This is a genomic window from Pontibacter amylolyticus (assembly GCF_014638845.1).
Lineage (GTDB): Bacteria > Bacteroidota > Bacteroidia > Cytophagales > Hymenobacteraceae > Pontibacter > Pontibacter amylolyticus.
In genome coordinates, this window is the sequence record NZ_BMFP01000002.1 from 433,645 (window position 1) to 453,289 (window position 19,645).

At 51.3% G+C, this 19,645-nt stretch carries 11 protein-coding genes; 2 read left to right on the forward strand and 9 right to left on the reverse strand.

Translation table 11 applies throughout. From position 1 onward, the window contains the following. Position 1 precedes the first annotated feature (1 nt). Positions 2 to 2,260 carry a ribonuclease R gene (gene rnr, locus IEV97_RS06915; protein ID WP_188500770.1) on the reverse strand — a complete coding sequence of 753 codons (2,259 nt, stop codon included), beginning with the start codon at positions 2,258 to 2,260 and terminating at the stop codon, positions 2 to 4. Between the two features lie 171 nt (positions 2,261 to 2,431). After that, complete coding sequence (locus tag IEV97_RS06920) at positions 2,432 to 4,267, reverse strand: ABC transporter ATP-binding protein (protein WP_188500771.1); 1,836 nt, start codon at positions 4,265 to 4,267, stop codon at positions 2,432 to 2,434. A 108-nt stretch (positions 4,268 to 4,375) separates the two neighbouring features. On the opposite strand from IEV97_RS06920, the gene IEV97_RS06925 reads away from it, so the two are divergent. After that, positions 4,376 to 5,038 carry an HAD family hydrolase gene (locus IEV97_RS06925; RefSeq protein ID WP_188500772.1) on the forward strand — a complete coding sequence of 221 codons (663 nt, stop codon included), beginning with the start codon at positions 4,376 to 4,378 and terminating at the stop codon, positions 5,036 to 5,038. A 181-nt stretch (positions 5,039 to 5,219) separates the two neighbouring features. Here IEV97_RS06925 and IEV97_RS06930 read toward each other — a convergent pair whose 3' ends face one another. From IEV97_RS06930 to IEV97_RS06940, 3 genes are all read right to left on the reverse strand, one after another. Then, complete coding sequence (locus tag IEV97_RS06930) at positions 5,220 to 5,840, reverse strand: lipoprotein signal peptidase (RefSeq protein WP_188500773.1); 621 nt, start codon at positions 5,838 to 5,840, stop codon at positions 5,220 to 5,222. A gap of 102 nt (positions 5,841 to 5,942) precedes the next feature. Beyond that, a complete protein-coding gene (ileS, locus tag IEV97_RS06935) occupies positions 5,943 to 9,290 on the reverse strand; it encodes an isoleucine--tRNA ligase (protein WP_188500774.1) in 3,348 nt (1,115 codons plus the stop codon). A gap of 1,010 nt (positions 9,291 to 10,300) precedes the next feature. Next, positions 10,301 to 11,803: a glycine--tRNA ligase gene (locus IEV97_RS06940; RefSeq protein WP_188500775.1), complete on the reverse strand. Its 1,503-nt coding sequence runs from the start codon at positions 11,801 to 11,803 to the stop codon at positions 10,301 to 10,303. Positions 11,804 to 12,031: 228 nt separating this feature from the next. On the opposite strand from IEV97_RS06940, the gene IEV97_RS06945 reads away from it, so the two are divergent. Next, positions 12,032 to 13,168 (forward strand): hypothetical protein, encoded by a 1,137-nt coding sequence (locus IEV97_RS06945; protein WP_188500776.1) that lies wholly within the window; start codon positions 12,032 to 12,034, stop codon positions 13,166 to 13,168. 336 nt (positions 13,169 to 13,504) lie between these two features. Here the strand turns inward: IEV97_RS06945 and IEV97_RS06950 are convergent, their stop codons facing one another. From IEV97_RS06950 to IEV97_RS06965, 4 genes are all read right to left on the reverse strand, one after another. Further along, positions 13,505 to 13,963 carry a hypothetical protein gene (locus IEV97_RS06950; protein WP_188500777.1) on the reverse strand — a complete coding sequence of 153 codons (459 nt, stop codon included), beginning with the start codon at positions 13,961 to 13,963 and terminating at the stop codon, positions 13,505 to 13,507. Between the two features lie 91 nt (positions 13,964 to 14,054). After that, on the reverse strand, positions 14,055 to 14,561 hold the full coding sequence (locus IEV97_RS06955) for a DUF4385 domain-containing protein (protein WP_188500778.1): 507 nt from the start codon (positions 14,559 to 14,561) through the stop codon (positions 14,055 to 14,057). After that, positions 14,533 to 16,611, reverse strand: coding sequence for a cation:proton antiporter domain-containing protein (locus tag IEV97_RS06960; protein WP_188500779.1), 2,079 nt, complete (start codon positions 16,609 to 16,611; stop codon positions 14,533 to 14,535). Before IEV97_RS06960 ends, IEV97_RS06955 begins: the two co-directional genes overlap by 29 nt. A 1,412-nt stretch (positions 16,612 to 18,023) precedes the next feature. Then, on the reverse strand, positions 18,024 to 19,640 hold the full coding sequence (locus tag IEV97_RS06965; protein WP_188500780.1) for an Ig-like domain-containing domain: 1,617 nt from the start codon (positions 19,638 to 19,640) through the stop codon (positions 18,024 to 18,026). Between the last annotated feature and the right edge of the window lie 5 nt (positions 19,641 to 19,645).

Here is a 19,645-nt window from a genome sequence, read left to right on the forward strand (position 1 = left end):
TTTAATGTCTTTTAAGGGTTTCTACCAGTTCCATGTCGATGGTGCGCTCGGCCATGTTGGCACCCACGATCTCGACCAGCACTTCATCTCCAAAAGAGATAATGCGCTTCGACTGACGACCAATAATGCGGTAGTTGTTGGAATCCAGCTCGTAGTAGTCGTCGTTCAGACTCGAGAGGCGCACCATGCCTTCGCACTTGTTCTCTTCAATCTCCACAAATATACCCCATTCTGTCACACCAGACACAATTCCTTTGTACTGATTGCCGATGGTGTCCTTCATGAACTCCACCTGCTTGTACTTAATGGAGGCACGCTCGGCGTCGGCGGCACGTTTCTCCATTTCGGAAGAATGGCGGCAGCGCTCCTCAAAAGCCTCTTTGTCCTCCGAAGTGCCACCGTCCAGGTAGTGCTGCAACAGGCGATGCGCCATCATGTCGGGGTAGCGGCGAATAGGTGAGGTAAAGTGTGAGTAGTGGTCGAATGCCAGACCGAAGTGACCTTCCGGCTCGGTGCTATACTTGGCTTTGGCCATCGTACGGATCGCCAGGTTCTGCAGCACGCTTTGCTCGGGCTTGCCCTCGATCTCGTGCGTCAGGTTGTTCAGTTCTTCCGAAATATCGCCATCCGGGTCTACCTTGTAGCCAAACTTGCCGGCGAAGATAGAGAACGTGCTCAGCTTGTCGGGGTCCGGGGAGCCGTGCGTACGGTATACCATGGTCGGGCGCTTTTTGCCTTTGCCCAAGCCGTAGACAAACTCAGCCACCTTTTTGTTTGCCAGCAGCATGAATTCCTCAATCAGCTTGTGGGCGTCCTTGCGCTCCTTCACATAAACAGAAAGCGGCTTGCCCTTCTCATCGAGCCTAAATTTCACTTCGGTCGTCTCAAAGCTGATAGCACCGTTTTTGAAGCGCTTCGCCTGCAGTTTTTTGGCAATGTTATTCAGGGTATTGATTTCCTCCACAAAGTCGCCCTCACCTGTCTCAATGCGCTCCTGCGCTTCTTCGTAGGAAAAGCGGCGGTCGGAATACGTTATCGTACGACCGTACCAGGTGTCGTAGAGCTTGCCGTTGTCGTCAATCTCAAACACCACCGAGAAGGTCAGTTTCTCTTCGTTCGGACGCAGGGAGCAGAGGCCGTTTGATAGGCGCTCCGGCAGCATCGGGATGGTTCTGTCCACCAGGTATACCGAGGTGGCCCTGTGGAAAGCTTCCTTCTCGAGCAGGCTGCGCGGGTGTACGTAATGCGTCACGTCGGCAATGTGCACGCCAATCTCCCAGTTACCATTCTCTAGTTTCTGGATCGAAAGGGCATCGTCAAAGTCCTTGGCGTCGGCCGGGTCAATCGTGAAAGTGGTGACGTCGCGCATATCGCGGCGCTTGGCAAGCTCACCGGCCGGTATCTTGTCGGATATCTGCTCGGCCTCTTCTTCCACAGTCTCCGGAAACTCGAACGGCAGGCCGAACTCGGCCATGATGGAGTGAATCTCGGCCTCGTTCTCACCGGCCGGACCGAATACGCGAATCACTTCGCCCGTCGGGTTCTTGCCGGGCTCTTTGGGCCATTCGATGATTTTCACCAGCACCTTGTCGCCTGATTGTGCCCCATTCAGGTTGCGCTCGCCCACGAACACGTCGAAGTAGAGTCGCTTGAAGTCGGGCACCACGAAGCCAAAGTTTTTGGTGAGCTCCATCAGGCCCACCAGTTCGGTGCGCGAACGCTCCAGTACCTCGACCACCATGCCTTCTGAACGGCCGCCCTGCATCGTGGGCAGCACTTTCACTTTCACCAGGTCACCGTCCATGGCGTACTTCAGGTGCTCGCGGAACACGCGCACATCGTCTTCTGTATCCTCGGACACGATGTAGGCATACTTGCTGTTTGCCAGGTCCACACGGCCCGTGATGATGTTGACGCGCAGGTTGAGCTGGTATTTGTCGCCGTCGATCAGCAGCAGCTTGTTCTCGCGCAGCAGTGTATTGACAATCACCATTAGCTCATCGCGGCCTTTCTTATCGACTATACCCAGCTTGCGGGTCATCTGACGCTGCGTGAATACGGTGTCAGGGCTGTTGGAGAACATCTCCAGCACGATGCCTTTGGCTGAGCGGTCTCTGCCGCCGCCTCTTTGGCCATCGCCTCGGCGGGAGCCGCCACCTGCGGATGGTTCTCTTCTGGAAGACTCGCCTCTGCGGGAGCCGCCTTTCTCGTTGCGGCTGTCTTTGTCTCTGCCGCCTTTGCTTGGTCTTTTACTTCTCATGTATCTTGTTTCTAATGGCTAGTGCAGGTATGCCGCACCTCAGGCCATGTACTTATTGGTTGAAATGGTTTTGACTCTATACGCCCGCAAGGCAGACTAAGGTTAAAGCCAACTCAATTTCAGGTGAATTTATAGAGAAAAGTCTATATATGGGCCATGTGGACGGGTATATTAATCCTGGTACTGCGCTATACCTGATCTCAGGGCCACGCGCTTCTCCTGCGCCGCTGCAATGGCCTCGGGCCCGCCATCAGGTATGGCTTGCAGCAGCGAACGGGTATAGGCGTGCTGCGGGTTCCGGAAAAGCTGTGCAGGTATACCTTCTTCCACCAGGCGCCCTTCGTGCATCACCAGAATACGGTCGGCCATGTGCCGGGCCACGGCCAGATCGTGGGTGATGAAGAGGTACGTCATATTGAAATCGCGCTTGAGTTCGTTGAGCAGATTGAGCACCTGCGCCTGCACCGACACATCCAGCGCCGACACCGACTCGTCGCATATCAACAGCTTCGGCTGCAGCGCCAGGGCCCGTGCGATGACAATGCGCTGCCGTTGTCCTCCGGAAAATGCCTGTGGATAACGCTGCGCATGTTCCGGCGTAAGCCCAACCTTCTCAAGGAGTTCCAGCATTTTAGCGCGGCGTTCTTTGTCATTTCCGTAGAGTTTATGCACACGCATGGGTTCCAGTATGGCCTCCCCTACGGTTTGCATGGGGTTGAGCGAGGTATAGGGGTCCTGGAAGATCATCTGAAAATGGCGGCGGTTCCGGCGCAGGGTTTCCGCGTTCATGCGGGCGATGTTGTTGCCTTCGAACAGTACGCTCCCCGCCGTTGGCTCTATTAGCCGCAGAATCGCCCGCCCCAGTGTCGTCTTGCCGCTCCCCGACTCGCCCACCAGCGCAATCGTTTCGCCGTGCTTTAAGGCAAAGCTCACGCCGTCCACCGCTTTTACATGGCCTGTGGTGCGGGAGAAGATTCCTTTTTTGATAGGGAAGTATACCTGCAGGTCCTGCACCACCAGCAGGGGTGGCTTCTGGCTGTTGTCGCGCTGTTGTTTTATACCGGATACAGTGCCTACGTAGGCATTCACCACATCTACCAGAGAGGGTTCGTATACCTGAGGCTGCTTTTCGAGGATATGGCCCTGCTCGTCTTCCTCCATAAAGTCGGCCACAACCGGCAGCCTGGTCTGTGACCTGGTGCTGAGCGTAGGGCGGCAGGCCAACAGGCCCTTGGTATAGGGGTGCTGCGGATTGGTGAAGATGTCGAGCACTTTCCCTTGCTCTACGATACGGCCTTTGTACATGACCAGCACGCGGTCGGCTATCTCGGCCACTACCCCCAGATCGTGACTGATGAACAGCACGGCCATGTTCTGCTTGACCCGCAACTCGTCGATCAACGAGAGCATGCGGGCCTGCACCGTTACGTCCAGGGCAGTGGTCGGCTCGTCGGCAAGCAGGATGGCAGGCTTGCAGGCCATGGCCATGGCGATCATGACGCGTTGCTTCTGTCCGCCGGAAATCTGGTGTGGATAACTGTCGTAAATTTGCTCCGGCCTGGGCAGCCTGGCCTGCTCAAAAAGTCGCAAAACGTGCTCTTTCGCCTCTTTTTTGGAAATTTTACGGTGCCACAACAGCACCTCCGCTACCTGTTGTCCACAGGTATAGACGGGGTTGAGCGACGACATCGGGTCCTGAAAGATCATGCCCATCTCGTTGCCCCGAACCTGTTGCAGGTCCTTTTCCTTTAGTTGCAGGAGATCTACCGCCCCCAGCCGTTCCGACTGAAACAAGGCCTTCCCGCCGACCTTTGCGTTGGCATCGAGCAACTGCATCAGCGAGAGCGCCGTCACCGTCTTTCCCGACCCCGACTCACCCACAATGGCTACCGCCTCGCCCGGGTATACCGCAAACGACACCTTGTCCACTGCGCGCACCATACCCTGGCGTGTGGCAAAAGTGGTTTCGAGATCGGTTACCTGCAGTATGGGTGTGGGTATAGGCAAGGGCGATGGGGCTTGGTGCTTCTGGTAAAAATAAGGTTTTTTGAATGAATGCGAAGCCTTTCTTGTTCTGGTATTTCGCACTACATTTAAGTTTGACCAAAAAAAGCAATGCAGAACAATTCAGAATATAATCACGCTACCAATTTAACTAGTTTAGAAGCCGATCAGAAAAGCACGATCATTTGGGACCTCGGTGCCGTGCTCATCGACTGGAACCCGCACTACCTGTACCGCAAGATTTTTGACGATGAGGCAGAGATGCATCATTTCCTGGAGAACGTCTGCACCTTTGATTGGAACGAAGAGCAGGATGGCGGCCGCACGATTCAGGAAGCCAATGATTACCTGATTGCCAGACACCCGGAGCATGAAGAGAACATTAGAGCCTACTATGGCCGCTGGGAGGAAATGCTGGGCGGACCGATTCAGGACTCAGTAGCGATCTTACGCGAGATGAAACTACGCGGAGAACATACCCTATACGCCCTTACGAACTGGTCTGCCGAACTCTTTCCGATCGCTTTGGAGCGCTACGACTTCCTCGGCTGGTTCGACGGCATCGTGGTGTCGGGTACTGAAAAAGACCGCAAGCCCAACCACAGCTTCTACCATACCTTGCTGAACAGGTATAGCCTGCAACCCGAAGAAGTGCTTTTCATTGATGACAACCTGCGCAACATCAAGGCCGCCGAGCAGTTAGGCATCGAGTCAATTCATTTTACTTCGCCGGAGGAGTTGAGAGTACGACTGGAGAAAATGGGGGTGTTGTAAAAAATTCTTACCTTCAGTTGATGTCGATCCTCATAAATGATGGAGAAGAAAAGATGGTCTATGGTTTCCTTCTTCACCATGGTTTTGAAGATATCAGGTATGAACCAGGTAAAACTTTAAGCAAAACGAAAGCGGCTATTCCACATGGAACAGCCGCTTTCGTTTTGCTTATACCTATACCTTACAAACCCTGCTGCTCGGCAGCCGGCTCCTTAACGGGCTCGTCGTGATGCGCGAAGAAACGCTTCTGGTTGAAGAGGATAATCAGCACCCCGATAAAGATAGCCGAATCCGCCACGTTGAAGATAGGCCACAGCGACATCGGTTTGCCACCCAGCAAGGGGATCCAGTGTGGCACGATGCCTTCCCAAATATCAATGTAGAACATATCGATTACCTGCCCATGGAACCACGGTGTGGACGAGCCATAAGGGTGATTGTCGAACAACACACCATAGAACGTACTGTCGATCAGGTTGCCGATGGCACCGCCCAGAATCAGGCCGATGCACCAGATCAGGCCTTTAGGGGCTTTCGTCTTCACCAGATGATAGATATAATAGGCGATGCCAAACACCGCCACCAATCTAAACAGCGACAGCATCAGCTTACCGTAATCAGAGCCGAGCTCCACACCGAAGGCCATACCCGGATTCAGGGTATAGTGCAGCTTCAGCCAGTCGCCCAGCAGTACGATCTCGCCCGGCATACCCATTTCCATGTTGTAATGCACGATAAGCTTCACAGCCTGATCGATGATGATGACGATGAGGGCCACCAGGTAGTACTTCCAATATTTCATGTTTCGTCAATTAGGCTGCGGGGACCTTGTGAAGCCGCCGCAGGATAAAGGTATAAGGTATAGCCCCAGCCGATTCAAGGCCGGGGCTTCTTGTTCTTTAAGCTAAACCGCTTCGGTGCGGATGTGAATGTTCACCTGGTAGTCATCCACCTCGAGAAGCGTACCATCTACCACATTGTCAGTCAGTTCCAGGCTCAGCGCCTGCGTTTCGGTCTGGATGTAGTCGCGGAAGTTTTCCACAGCGGTATTTACCTCCTGCACCGATGCCTGCAGCACGATGTGTATCTTGTCCTGCACCTCCAGGTTGCTGTCCTTGCGCAGGTTCTGGATGCGGTTCACCAGTTCGCGGGCGATGCCTTCCTGTTTCAGCTCTTCGGTGATGGTCACGTCGAGCGCCACGGTCAGTTTGCCTTCGCTGGCTACCAGCCAACCCGGAATGTCTTCTGAAGAGATTTCCACGTCATCTGGCGTCAGCACGGCGGTTTCCTCGTCGTTTATCTGCAGCTCGATGCCACCTTCACGCTCCAGCGTAGCGATGTCGTCCTGGTTCATCTGCTGCACGGCAGCGGCCACCAGCTTCATTTTCGGACCGAATACCTGACCCAGCTTCTTGAAATTCGGTTTGATCTTCTTCACCAGGATACCCGACGTATCGTCGATGTACTCCACATGCTTGATGTTCACCTCGCTCATGATCAGGTCTTCCACGGCCTGTATCTGGTGACGGGTATGCTCGCTCAGTACAGGTATAAGGATACGCTGCAGCGGCTGACGTACCTTGATGAAGTGCTTCTTGCGCAGCGAGTGCACCAGCGACGAGATGGTCTGGGCCAACGCCATGCGCTCTTCCAGGTCTTTGTCGATGGCGGCGTGCTCCACTTCCGGGTAGTAAGCCAGGTGTACCGATTCCTCTTTGTGCTTGCCGCTCACGGCGTTCAGGTCGCGGTACAGCTGCTCGGCGTAGAACGGCGCGATTGGCGAAGCTAGCTTGGCAATGGTCTCCAGACAGGTATAAAGCGTCTGGTAAGCGGCCACCTTGTCTTCGTTGTACTCGCCTTTCCAGAAGCGCTTGCGGTTGAGGCGCACGTACCAGTTGCTCAGGTCGTCCACCACGAAATCCTGTATCGCACGGGCGGCGCGGGTTGGGTCGTAGTCATCTAAATACGAATCTACGTCAGCTACCAGTGTGTTCAGCTTCGAGATGATCCAGCGGTCGCTTTCGGTTCTGCGTTCCAGCGGCACTTCGTCCTCGGCGAACGTAAAGTTATCGAGGTTGGCGTACAGCGCGAAGAAAGAGTAGGTGTTCTGCAGCGTGCCGAAGAAACGGCGCTGTGTCTCTACCACCCCCTCCGGGTTGAATTTCAGGTTGTCCCAAGGCGGCGCGTTGGCGATCATGTACCAGCGCACGGCATCCGGGCCGTACTTGCCGATCATTTCGAACGGATCGATGGCGTTGCCCAGGCGCTTGCTCATCTTGTTGCCGTTCTTGTCCAGCACCAGGCCGTTGGCGATTACGTTCTTGTAGGCCACGCTGTCCTCGAGCATCACCGCCAAGGCGTGCAGCGTAAAGAACCAGCCACGTGTCTGGTCCACCCCTTCGGCGATGTAGTCAGCCGGGAAGTTCTGTTCGAATATTTCCTTGTTCTCGATCGGGTAGTGCCACTGTGCATAAGGCATGGCGCCCGAGTCAAACCAAACGTCGATCAGGTCTGTCTCTCTGTACATTGGCTTTCCGGACGGGCTCACCAGCACGATGTTGTCCACATACGGACGGTGCAGGTCATTGATCTCCACGGAAGCCTCCATGTAGCCTTTTTCCACCGCACGATCCATCTCCTCGCTCAGCTGTGCGATCGAGCCAATGCAGATTTCTTCCTCGCCGTCCTCTGTCCGCCAGATCGGCAAAGGGGTACCCCAGTAGCGGGAGCGCGACAGGTTCCAGTCCACCAGGTTCTCGAGCCAGTTACCGAATCGCCCTGTACCGGTAGACTCCGGTTTCCAGTTGATGGTCTTGTTGAGCTCGATCATCCTGTCTTTCACGGCAGTGGTTTTGATGAACCAGCTGTCGAGCGGATAGTAGAGCACCGGCTTGTCAGTTCTCCAGCAGTGTGGGTAGGTGTGCTCGTATTTCTCTACTTTAAAGGCTTTGCCTTCTTCTTTCAGTTTGATGGCGATCAGGACATCGGTCGGCTTGTAGTCAGGCGCTGACTCGTCTTCTCCGGTGTAGTTTTTCACGTACATGCCGGCAAAGTCGGTGATCTCCTGTACAAAACGACCTTGCTTGTCCACGATAGGGGCAGGCTTTCCGTTCTCGTCCATTACCAGCAGCGCCGGGATGTCGTTCTGAGCCGCTACCCTAAAGTCGTCCGCACCAAAGGTTGGCGAGATATGCACGATACCGGTACCATCTTCGGTAGTCACGAAGTCGCCTACCACTACGCGGAACGCAGGCTTGTCTGGCTGCACGTACGGCATCAGCTGGTGGTACTCCACCCCTGCCAGGTCCGCGCCTGTAAATTCCTCTACTACTTTGAACGGGATCAGCTTGTCGCCGGAGCTATAGTCCGTCAGGGCCAGGTCAGCGGCCTTCGGATTGAAGAAACGGCTCACCAGGTCTTTGGCCAGGATAACCGAGATCGGCTCGTAGGTATAGGGGTTGTAGGTTTTTACCTTCACGTACTTGATGCCTTTGCCTACGGCCAGGGCCGTGTTGGCAGGTAGCGTCCAGGGCGTGGTCGTCCAGGCCAGGAAAGAGACTTTCTCTTCCTCGTACTCGAACAGGAACATGTTGCGGGTGATCTTCTTCACCTCGAACTGCGCCACGATGGTCGTGTCTTTTACCATCTTGTAGCAACCCGGCTGGTTGAGCTCATGCGAACTCAAGCCGGTACCCGCACCCGGCGAATAAGGCTGGATGGTGTAGCCTTTGTAAAGCAGGCCTTTGTCGTAGAGGCGCTTCAGCAGGGCCCATACCGACTCAATGTATTCGTTCTCAAACGTGATGTAGGGGTTGTCCAGGTCTACCCAGTAGCCCATCTTCTCGGTCAGGTCGTCCCACTGGCCTTTGAAACGCATCACGGTTTCGCGGCAGCGCTGGTTGTACTCCTCTACAGTGATTTTCTTGCCTATATCTTCCTTAGTAATGCCCAGTTCCTTTTCTACCTGCAGTTCTACGGGCAGGCCATGCGTGTCCCAGCCACCTTTGCGGTTTACCTGGAAACCTTTGAGGGTCTTGTAGCGGCAGAAAATGTCTTTCACGGCGCGGGCCATCACGTGGTGAATGCCTGGCGTACCGTTCGCTGACGGCGGTCCTTCATAAAACACGAAAGGCTTGTGCCCTTCTCTTGTTGCAACTGACTTCTGGAAGATGTTGTGCTCCTTCCAAAACGCCAGCACCTCCTCGCCTACTTGCGCGTAGTTGAGGTTTTTGTATTCGTTATATTTTGCCATGTTCAGCACTTATTCTTCAGGTAATTCTTCGTCAAAATCAAATCAGCTGGTTCAGGTATAGCCTCAGGGACCGGACCGTGTTGCTATTTGGCAAGTTAGTTAGGTTTGGGCACATTGCAATCCAGGCTGCCACTCTACTTGCCTGATGCCTGGTGCAATCGTCTATACCTCTCCAGAGCATCCGGCTCAGGCAAGCGGGCAAAGTAACCAGGTTACTTCTCTTCGGGGTTTCGGACTGGCTACCAAAATCAATTGATCTGCCTCCTTATGGCTCTGATAGAGTGCCTTTTTGCCCCAGATTTTCCAGCTGTAATACAAAGGTAAGTATTTTTAATTTTTTGATGCTTTCCACGTGGAAGCTTGCCAGAATTTCTATCATCTTTTGCTATACCTATACCTAACAAGTGAAGCCCGAATTTAGCGACATAGCCTAACTAAGATTGTGGAATAATGACTGTAAAAAACCGTTTGCGCGACCCACAGACGCTTTATGGAACAGTTATACACGATTGACCCTGTAGTTTTCTATTGCGAAAAGCTTCTTCGCTTTGTCCGGAGATTACTTGAAAAAGGTATCTGAAAAATGTAGCATCATCCTATGCTTCTTTATTCCTGCCCGCCTGTATGCCCGAAGTGTAAGGACACAGCTATACCTTCAGTAATCCTATCATCCGGCAAAAAGGTAAATGTTACAGGTATAGCTGTGGATTATATTGCATTTTATAAACCACAAACAACTGTCTATCAGGTTATTATTATGCGAACATGATCAAACTTTCACGTAATTTTCCACATAAAGCGAGGCATAGCTTAACATAACAACAGCACTTTACTTGGTTTCAGGACATTTTCAGCGCTCGTGTAAGGTATAGTTATACCTAGCAACTGCTTCAGCTAACCTCGCCCATCATAGCCTATACCTGTAAAACAAGGCCTATACCTGGTGCTAAAATAAAACAGCCCACGGCTTAGCGCCGCAGGCTGTTCTTAATCCAGGCTATACCTATACCTTAGGCCAGCTTTTCGAATATGCTTTTGAAGTTAACGGCTTTGTCGATGTAGCTGTGCAGTTCGCTGATCGGCATGCGTACCTGCTCGCGTGAGTCACGGTCACGCACGGTAACAGTGTTATCCTCCAGAGTCTGGTGGTCTACGGCGATACAGAACGGCGTACCGATCAGGTCCTGGCGGGTATAGCGCTTGCCGATGGAGTCACGCTCTTCGTAGATGGTCTTGAAGTCGTACTTGAGCGAGTCAAAGATCTCAGTGGCTTTCTCTGGAAGACCGTCCTTTTTAGTAAGCGGCAGGATGGCGGCCTTTACAGGAGCCAGTGCCGGGTGGAGCTTCAGGAAGGTACGCGTCTTGGTTTGTTCGCCTTCGGTGATCTCCTCTACGGTATAGGCGCTGCAAAGCGTCATCAGGAACAGGCGGTCGGCCCCAACGGATGTCTCCACCACGTAAGGGATGTAGTTGCCGTATGGCTTGCCTTCCTCGTTCAGGTCGTTGTCGAAGTACTGCAGTTTCTTGCGGCTCAGCTCCTGGTGCTGGGTCAGGTCAAAGTCGGTGCGGGAGTGGATGCCTTCCACCTCTTTGAAACCAAACGGGAACTTGAACTCGATGTCCACGGCGGCGTTGGCGTAGTGGGCCAGCTTTTCGTGGTCGTGGTAGCGCAGGCTGTCGGCAGGTATACCAATGGCCTCGTGCCACTTCTTGCGGTTCTCTTTCCAGGTGTTGTACCACTCCATCTCGGTGCCAGGGCGCACGAAGAACTGCATTTCCATTTGCTCGAACTCGCGCATGCGGAAGATGAACTGACGGGCCACGATCTCGTTTCGGAAGGCCTTTCCGATCTGCGCAATGCCAAACGGCACTTTCATGCGGCCGGTCTTCTGCACGTTCAGGAAGTTCACGAATATACCCTGTGCTGTTTCGGGGCGCAGGTAAATGGTGCTCGAGTCTTCGGCCACAGAACCTACCTGGGTGGAGAACATCAGGTTGAACTGACGCACCTCGGTCCAGTTGGTGGTGCCGGAGATCGGGCATTTGATATTTTCACGGATTATCAGGTCACGTACTGCGTCCAGTTCCTCGGCGCCTAACAGCTTACCCATCTCCACCAGCAGCTCGCTGGCTTTGTCGTAGTGGCCGTCGGCCTCGTACTGGGCGGCTTTCTCTTCAATCAGCACGTCGGCACGGTAGCGCTTCTTCGAGTCCTTGTTGTCGATCATCGGGTCATTGAAGCTGTCGATGTGACCGGAGGCCTTCCAGGTGAGCGGGTGCATGAAAATGGAGGCGTCTATACCTACCACATTCTGGTGCAGCTGCGTCATGGACTTCCACCACAGGTTCTTGAGGTTGTTCTTCAGCTCTACGCCCATCTGGCCGTAGTCATACACGGCTTGCAGGCCATCGTATATCTCGCTTGACGGGAACACGAAGCCGTACTCCTTCGCGTGCGAGATAATGTCTTTCAATTGTGCGTTTTCTACAGGGGTTTTCTCTTGTGTCGCCATGCTGCAAAGATAGAAGATTAAAGGGTGATTATGCCAAACGCTGTTTATAGAATTTTGGGTACAGCAACAGCTTTATATTTTAATTTTATCAGGTCTTGCTATAATTATTAAGGGTATATTCGGTATTAATCCTTCGCTGTTAACAATTTCTTAACATTGGCAGCACTACCTCTCGCCTATTATGTGATAACTTGCGTCGTTTTTGAAAATCTCACCCAACCTTTAAAAATGGCTAAGAAAAAGAAGGGACCGAAGCAAGTTCTTCCGGCCCAGCCGCACAAATTCACAAAGCGCTTCAGTCTTTTGGATGTTGTTGTCCAGAAGGAGAAGAAGTTTCTCTACTTTATTGCTTTCTCCCTTATCGCAGCGGGCGCGCTCTATCCTTATCCTTCCATTGCTATGTGGGTGGGTTTTGCTTTTGCAGGTTACTCCGCTATCGCCAACGACAGTATCCAGACCATCGGCACGTTTATCGGTTCCAACGAAGACAAGAAGTGGTACTGGCAGTGGCTGTTCATGGGCCTTATTTTTGTGGCCACGGTTACCTATAGCTGGGTCGTGTTTAACGGTGATGTTTCATACCAGCGTCTGGCCACACCTGGCCTCGAAAAAGCGCCTACCAACTTTGTGTACCTGCAACTGGCTGCGCCTATCATTCTGCTTCTCTTAACCCGGTTCCGCATACCTGTCTCAACCACGTTCATGCTACTGAGTGTGTTCACGGCTACCTCAGGCACCATCCTGAGCATGCTCAACAAGAGTATAGCGGGGTATATTGTGGCGTTCCTGTCAGCACTGATCATATACCTTACCCTAACAAAGGTTATAAAACGTTTTATCAAAGGCGAGGCGCATACTTTCTGGGTGTGGGCTCAATGGATAATCAGTGGCTTTTTATGGTACATCTGGTTGGCACAGGACCTGGCAAACATTGCCGTATACCTGCCGCGTCAACTGAATGTTTATGAATTCCTGGCTTTCACCTTGTTTATCTTCCTGGGCCTCGGTTTCCTGTTCTTTATGAAAGGAGACAAAATCCAGAACATCATCAACGAGAAATCCGAAGTACGTGATGTTCGCAGCGCTACCATCATTGACCTCGTATACGCTTTGATACTGTATGTTTTCAAGGAAGTGAACAACGTGCCGATGAGTACCACCTGGGTATTTATAGGTTTGCTCGCAGGCCGTGAATTGGGTATGCGCCTGAGAGCCCAAGACAGCAGCGTGAAAATTGCCAAAACGCTCAACCTAATCGGCAAGGACATCTTGTCTGTGACCATTGGTCTAATCATTTCCATGATCCTGGCAATTTCCATCAACCCGGCCATTCAGGAGGAGATTTACAACTTCTTCTTCAACTAAGGTATAGCACTTTTACCACAGAAAAGGCCCGGTTTAAGCCGGGCCTTTTTTATGCCCCTTGTGTACAGCTATACCTGATACAGGGCTTCCTATACCTTTGAACGCTATTTTTGATTCGCTTTTCCACAGCTGTATACCCGCACTTTAGGGGTAGATTGCCCCATGTGGAACAGCTTTCCCATGGCTTTGATCAGTTTTCAGCTTGCTGTATACTTCAAGGCAGGTATACAGCTTGTGGTCTTTTAAGATCAGACTTCACTGCAGGTAGCTCAAGTCGGGCAAAAAAAATCCCGGCTCCTTTGCAGAAGCCGGGTTGTATATAGATTTACTGTTTTCTTATTTCTCTGGCCAAACAACCTCCAGGTTGTCATTGATGAACACGCCGAAGTTCACGGCAATTAGCTGGTCCTCGTCGAAGTACAGGTCGATCATCTCTTTCTCGTAAGAAATGCGCGTCTCGCCTGTTTCCATTTCCTCTTCTTCCAGATCCTCATACCCGTGGTCAGCGAAAAGCCTTTTCAGCTGCTCCTGGCTCATCTCGAAAATGCGCTCTTCCCACAGTTTCACCTCGCGGTTGGCTGTTTCGATGCAGCTGAGTTTGTAATCGTCTTCCTTATCGAAGTACAGCGAGTAGCCTTCCTCCCAGTAGTTCCAGGCCTGATGCTCAAACTCATCCTCTTCGTCGGACTCTTCTATTTCTTCAGGTTCGCCCAATAGCGCTTCTACTTCTTCCATTGTAAGGCCAAACTTGATCTTACCAAGCCCTTTGCCTAACCTGATTTCTTTGTTAACCATGTTGCTCTATCGTTTTATCTTGTATGCAAAGATATGTGATTTACTAATTTCGGAATTAAAAGGTTAAATCATTTCATCTCCTTCAATTTTTTTACGACTCGTATGTTGCCCTGAACTCTGTCATCAGCTTTTTATACGTTTCATTTTCTTTCGCCTCCTCCCACCTCGCCTTGAAAATGCGTGCCGATTCAGCTTTTACCGGGTCAGGGTCCAGAGGCAACTGGTCTCTTCCATGGGCGCCGCTCTGCCCTTTCTTATCATCCGGAACGGGGCCTCTGTACTTCTGGCCCGTGCGGTGGTTAGCGTAGCGGCGTGAGCGGGTGTAGCCCATCTGCAAAAACTTGCGGGCCATGTCGGCGCCTACAAAGTCGTTGTGACGGAGGTAATCCAGGAACAAGCCGTAGATATGCTCCGACGACTCCCGTGCCACCTCGGGCGTTTTAAAGCGCCAATGCGGCAGTATCTCCGACTTATAGGGTTCTACCAGCAGAACGCCTTGCTCTCCTTTTCCTATACGGTATAGCTCCGGATTTTTTCTGAAATCCGTATTTCTGAAATCCAGATCATAGTTAAAAGCCCTCGATTTCCCTGGTTTCATTGGTATAGCCGGTTGTTTTGAACTGATTGTCCTGGTATAGGTTCGGGTGTTGCTCCGGATATATGATGATGAAGCTGTTGTCTTTGTAGTTACGCGAAAGCACGCGCGGCACGCTATCGAGTATACCGTTGTAGGACACCGTACCTTTTCGTGCAGATAGCACGACTACCATATCGTCTTTGCCTATACCTGTCTGGTTGTTCTCAAACTCGGGCATGGACGGTCTCGGCTCGTAGGTCGCATCTATGGCTGGCTTGCTGTTCTTTACCGTAGATTTCAGGTTGTTGATGGTTCTGTTTCCTGCCATGAACACAACCTTGGCCCCCAGCTGGGTTGCCAATATGCTCACTGTTCGCATCCAACGCAAAAAGCCTCTTTCCAGTTCGGCGTAGGCCGGCACGATCACCACGATGCGTCGGGTCGTATTCAGCGGCTGCATGATTTTGCACACGAGTATCATCTGTTCGGTGTTCTCCAACAGGTTGTCGAGCACCGTGCCGAAAATACGGTCGCGGGTGGTAATCTTCGCGTTCCAGCCCAGCACCACTTCCGTAATCATCAGCTCTTTGATGGCGCGTAGGATGCCGCTGGCAATGTTGATGTCAATTTTGGCGACCAGCTGCACATCGTTGTCCGTGGCCGAGGCGTAGGTAATGGCTTCCTGCAGCATCTTGTTCTTTTTGAAGATCTCCTCCTCTGCCTGCTCGTTGTCCAGCACGACGGCCAGCGGGTAGATCGGCTCATGATAATCCGGGTTGCGCAGCATCACAGCCAGGTCAATCAGGTTCTCGATGTTCTTCGGGTTGGCGATCGGCACCAGGATGCGGTCTGGTTTCTGGCTCAGGTCCGGCTTGCGTCGGCTTTCAATGATAGCCAGTTTCTTACCTGCCTTCTCTGTCACAAAAGAGCTTACGAGGCAGCTCACCAATATCAGCACGATGGTGCCGTTCAGGGCGTCCTCGTTGATGATGCCAAGGTTGAAGCCCACCAGTATAACGGCCAGCGTTGCGGCTGCGTGAGCGCTGCTCAAACCGAACATCACGTTGCGCTGCGCAGCGTTATAGCCGTATACCTTCTGGGTGGCCCAGGCCGCCAGGTATTTCGTAACAAGCGCCACTGCTACTATAACGCCCGCTATGATTAGTGCCTCCGGCCCCCTGAAGAGAACGCTCAGGTCTACGATCATGCCCACGTTTATCAGGAAGAAAGGGATGAAGATGTTATTGCCCACAAACTCGATCCGGTTCATCAGCGCTGAGGAATGAGGGATCAGCGTATTGAGCGCCAGCCCTGCCAGGAAGGCGCCGATGATAGCCTCCACGCCCGCCAGCTCTGCCAGAAAGGCCGCCGCAAACACTAGGGTGAGCACGAAGATATACTGGGCTCCTTTCTCGCTTTCTATCTGTTTAAAAAACCAGCTGGCGATGCGCGGGAACACATACATGACGATGAACCCGAACACTGCCAGCGACAGGGCAAGTTTTATCCAGTACCACATGTCCACGTTGCCCTCTGCGCTGCCTGCCACGATGGCCAGCACCAAAAGCACGGCCGTATCCGTTATGATCGTGCCCCCTATGGTGACGGTCACTGCTTCGTTTTTACTTATTCCCAAACGGCTGGCTATGGGGTATGCGATCAGGGTATGGGTGGAGAACATACTGGATAGCAGAATTGCCGACAGCAATTGGTAATCCAGTATGTAGTAGAAAATCAGGGTGCCTGTTATAATCGGGATGAAAAACGTAAAGGCGCCGAATACCATGCTTCTGTTTTTGTTCTTCTTGAAATCAATCATGTCGATTTCCAAGCCCGCCAGGAACATGATGTAGAGTAAGCCCACCGTACCGAACAGAATGATGCTGGAGTCGCGCAGCAGCAGGTTAAATCCGTTTGGCCCTACAATCACGCCAGCCAGTATGAGTCCTATTATACCTGGTATTTTGAGTTTGTTGAGGATAATGGGGGCAATCAGGATAATGAGCAGCACCAGCGTGAAAATCAACACCGGGTCTTCGAAGGGTGGTACCAGTTTTAATAGAAATGTCATAGTTCAGATTTAGCGTTCTCGTTTTCTCCTTATAAATATAGGGCTTTTATTTTTTTGCTCTTTTCTTCAGCTGTTTTCTCCGGGCCTTTTCCGCCGCTCTTTCTCCCCCTTTTTGAGCCGACTTATCCAGCTTTCCACATCTTTCCTGACCTTATTAATTTTAATTAGATAAATCTTTAAATAAATCTTCTTTCATCATTAAGGCTGTTCATAAGTTGATAAGTGTGGAACATCTGGACTTGTCCTCATTTCCTATTCCTATACCTTGGCTGTGCACCCGTCTTCCCACACATTATCTTTTTGTTAATTTTTAGCTTTCAGTTACTTACCCTGCTTATCCACTTTTACCCATTTTGTGTGTATTACTTTTTTCACATGAGGGTGCCACCGTGGAAAAGCCTTTTCAAGGTATAGCTTTGTCAACCGCTTTCCACTTTTTTGGTGTTCCACAGGCCTCTTGCTATACCTGTGGAACATGGGGGTGCTGAGTTATCAGATTTACTCCACACTTGTCCACAGCTATACCCACCTTTTTTGTGGATTACTAAACAGTTTTTTTGATTCCAGAAAAAGCTGATTTTTCTTTTCTCCCGGCACCAGGTTTTTACCTCTTACGGCAATCCGAAGACTTTCTTTGCGAGGCCGCCCCTACTTTCTTTTAATAGTTGTTTCACGCGTAGTCTGGTTCGTTGCTGCACATCAACTCTACAACATTGCTTGCTCGCTGAGTTTCTCTTTTCAGGTTCTTATAACGGTGCAGCGGCTAGTTATACCCTTGCTATACCTATGCGATTATTTCGAGTGCCCTAACCGGGACTATTTTAGATCTTTTACCAGGGAGAATTGGCCAGGTATAATCTCACCAGGTGCGATTTTATCTTACTGACTTTTTTATGTATCAGGCCGATCTAGTCCTCTTTTAGTGAAGAGCTAAATCTAAATCGGCAATCGTTTCAATCTGATGGGGACTTTTCAGGTGTGGCGATCGATGATTTTACAAAGGTTCGCTTCACTCCGATTCTGCGATTTGATATACCGGGCTTCAGTCTTTCCTTATACCTTGAGACTATCTATGCTTGTGTTTTTAGGAGTCAGACACTCTGTGGTTACGTTGGCCTGTTTACATGAATTGAGACGGGCTGGCAATTTGTGTGAGTGATTCCCCTGTTCGCTTTTTTGTTTTTCGCTTGGGCCCTGTTTCAGAATCTATCTCCACAAATGATCTCTCTTTTTTTTAAAGCGTACGGACAGCTTTCGCGTCTTCACTCTGCTTTACTACTGTTGACAAGGTGCAGCCTTTATGCCCCCTGCGTAACCTATTGGTCCTTCCTGCAGATTTTATCCACTATAATTCAGCCTGGCTATGCTGGTCCGGACATGAAAAAAGGAAGCTACTTTGCTTCCTTTTTCTTTTAAAATGTTATGTCCTCTTCCATTTCCCAGTTTGCCCGAATCTCCAATGGCTTGTCATGCAGGTATACTTGTTCCGGTTCCTTCACTAGTTCCGGGTCTCCTCCATCCCACTTTCCATTGTTGTTGGTATCCAGTATGACCCGGATAAAGTAGGTGCCTGGCTCAATGTTTCTGAAGTTGTACGTCTTGGTATTACGCACCTGGTTCTTCACTTTATATTGGTTGTCTACTAGCTGAACGATGTAGTTTTTCTGTTCTGTTTTCACGGCTCCTCTCAAGCTTCCGGCGCCACGCGCCTCTGCTATCGTTACCTGAATGGCCGGTTTGCTGAACTGCGCTCCCTGTACCGGCACTATACCCGCGCTGTCTATTATGATAGTTGCTTCACGAATCTTGTTGGTCCACTTTGGCATAACGAAACTCAGCTCTGTAGCGGAGCGGTCTACTTTCACCTGATCAGGATACGTTAGCCTGGCCACTTCTATGCTATCGGCCAGTAGGCGAATGGGCTCCTTTGTCTTAATGCTTACTGGCGTCTCCAATTCGATCGTTACTTGCTGTCCTTCACTTACCGTGTTGTTATTGCCTGTTCCATTGCCATTCGCTTTCAGCCTGGCTCCGATCACACGCTGGGCTCTCTTTCCTTCAAATGCTATTTGAACCGTATCCACGGTGCGATTTGCAGCGGAGTCCAGTGCGGTTAACAGGGCCTTGCCTCCTGTGAAACGGTTGCTTCCAAATACATCCACGACCTTTCCATCTGGCGATATCTTATGGACCAGGGTATCCTTTGGGGATTCTGCGGAGGTGGCTACGAACCTTTCCAGGCCTTCATTATAGTTGGCCACGAAGCGGTCTGTATACCTTTCGCGGCGTTGCAGAAGTGGACGTTTGGTATCTATTCGTACCGTTTGCAATACAACCTCCTGTTCTTCGCTGGTTACACGGATTGGTTCTGCTTTGTAGGCTACCCATTCATCTTCGTTATCATACAGCGAGTTGTTGTTCTTATCTGTCAGCGCGTAAATCCTGTATTCGCCATCCTTTATGTTCTCAAATGCAAACTCCCCATTCGCATCTGCCTGTGTCTGGTAATAGGGTCTGCTTTTCCGGATGCTGAGGGTATCGTTGGTTGGGTATAAGGCAACCACGGCTTCTTTCTCTGGTTCCTGTGTCAGCAGTTTGACCACCTGACCGCTTACTCTGCTTGAGTCGATGAACGTGCCAGTACTGAACGTAAGCCCAAGTCCTTCCGCTGTGTTTTTCTCCGTGATATCCTGTATGCCTTTTCGGAAGTTGAAGGTATAGGTGGTGTTTTCCTCAAACGGTTCTTCAAATACCAGTTCCAACCTGGTCTTCTGTAACCTCACCTGGTATTTGTTATCAGTGAAAGGCGTGATCAGCAATTCCTTCTGTAAGTTGTTTGGCTGCACCTCTTCATTAAAGTCCAGCGTGATGGTGCGGGTGCTGACATTTAGCTCTTGCGGCTTGGGATTGCTGTCGAGGAGTTCCGGTGCGTCTTCATCCTTTGGGCCTCCTTCCGGGTTGTTTATGCTCGCACAGGATGCAAGCGTCATAAGGGAAGCAGCTAGAAAAATACTGTTGACAAGTTTCATCTACT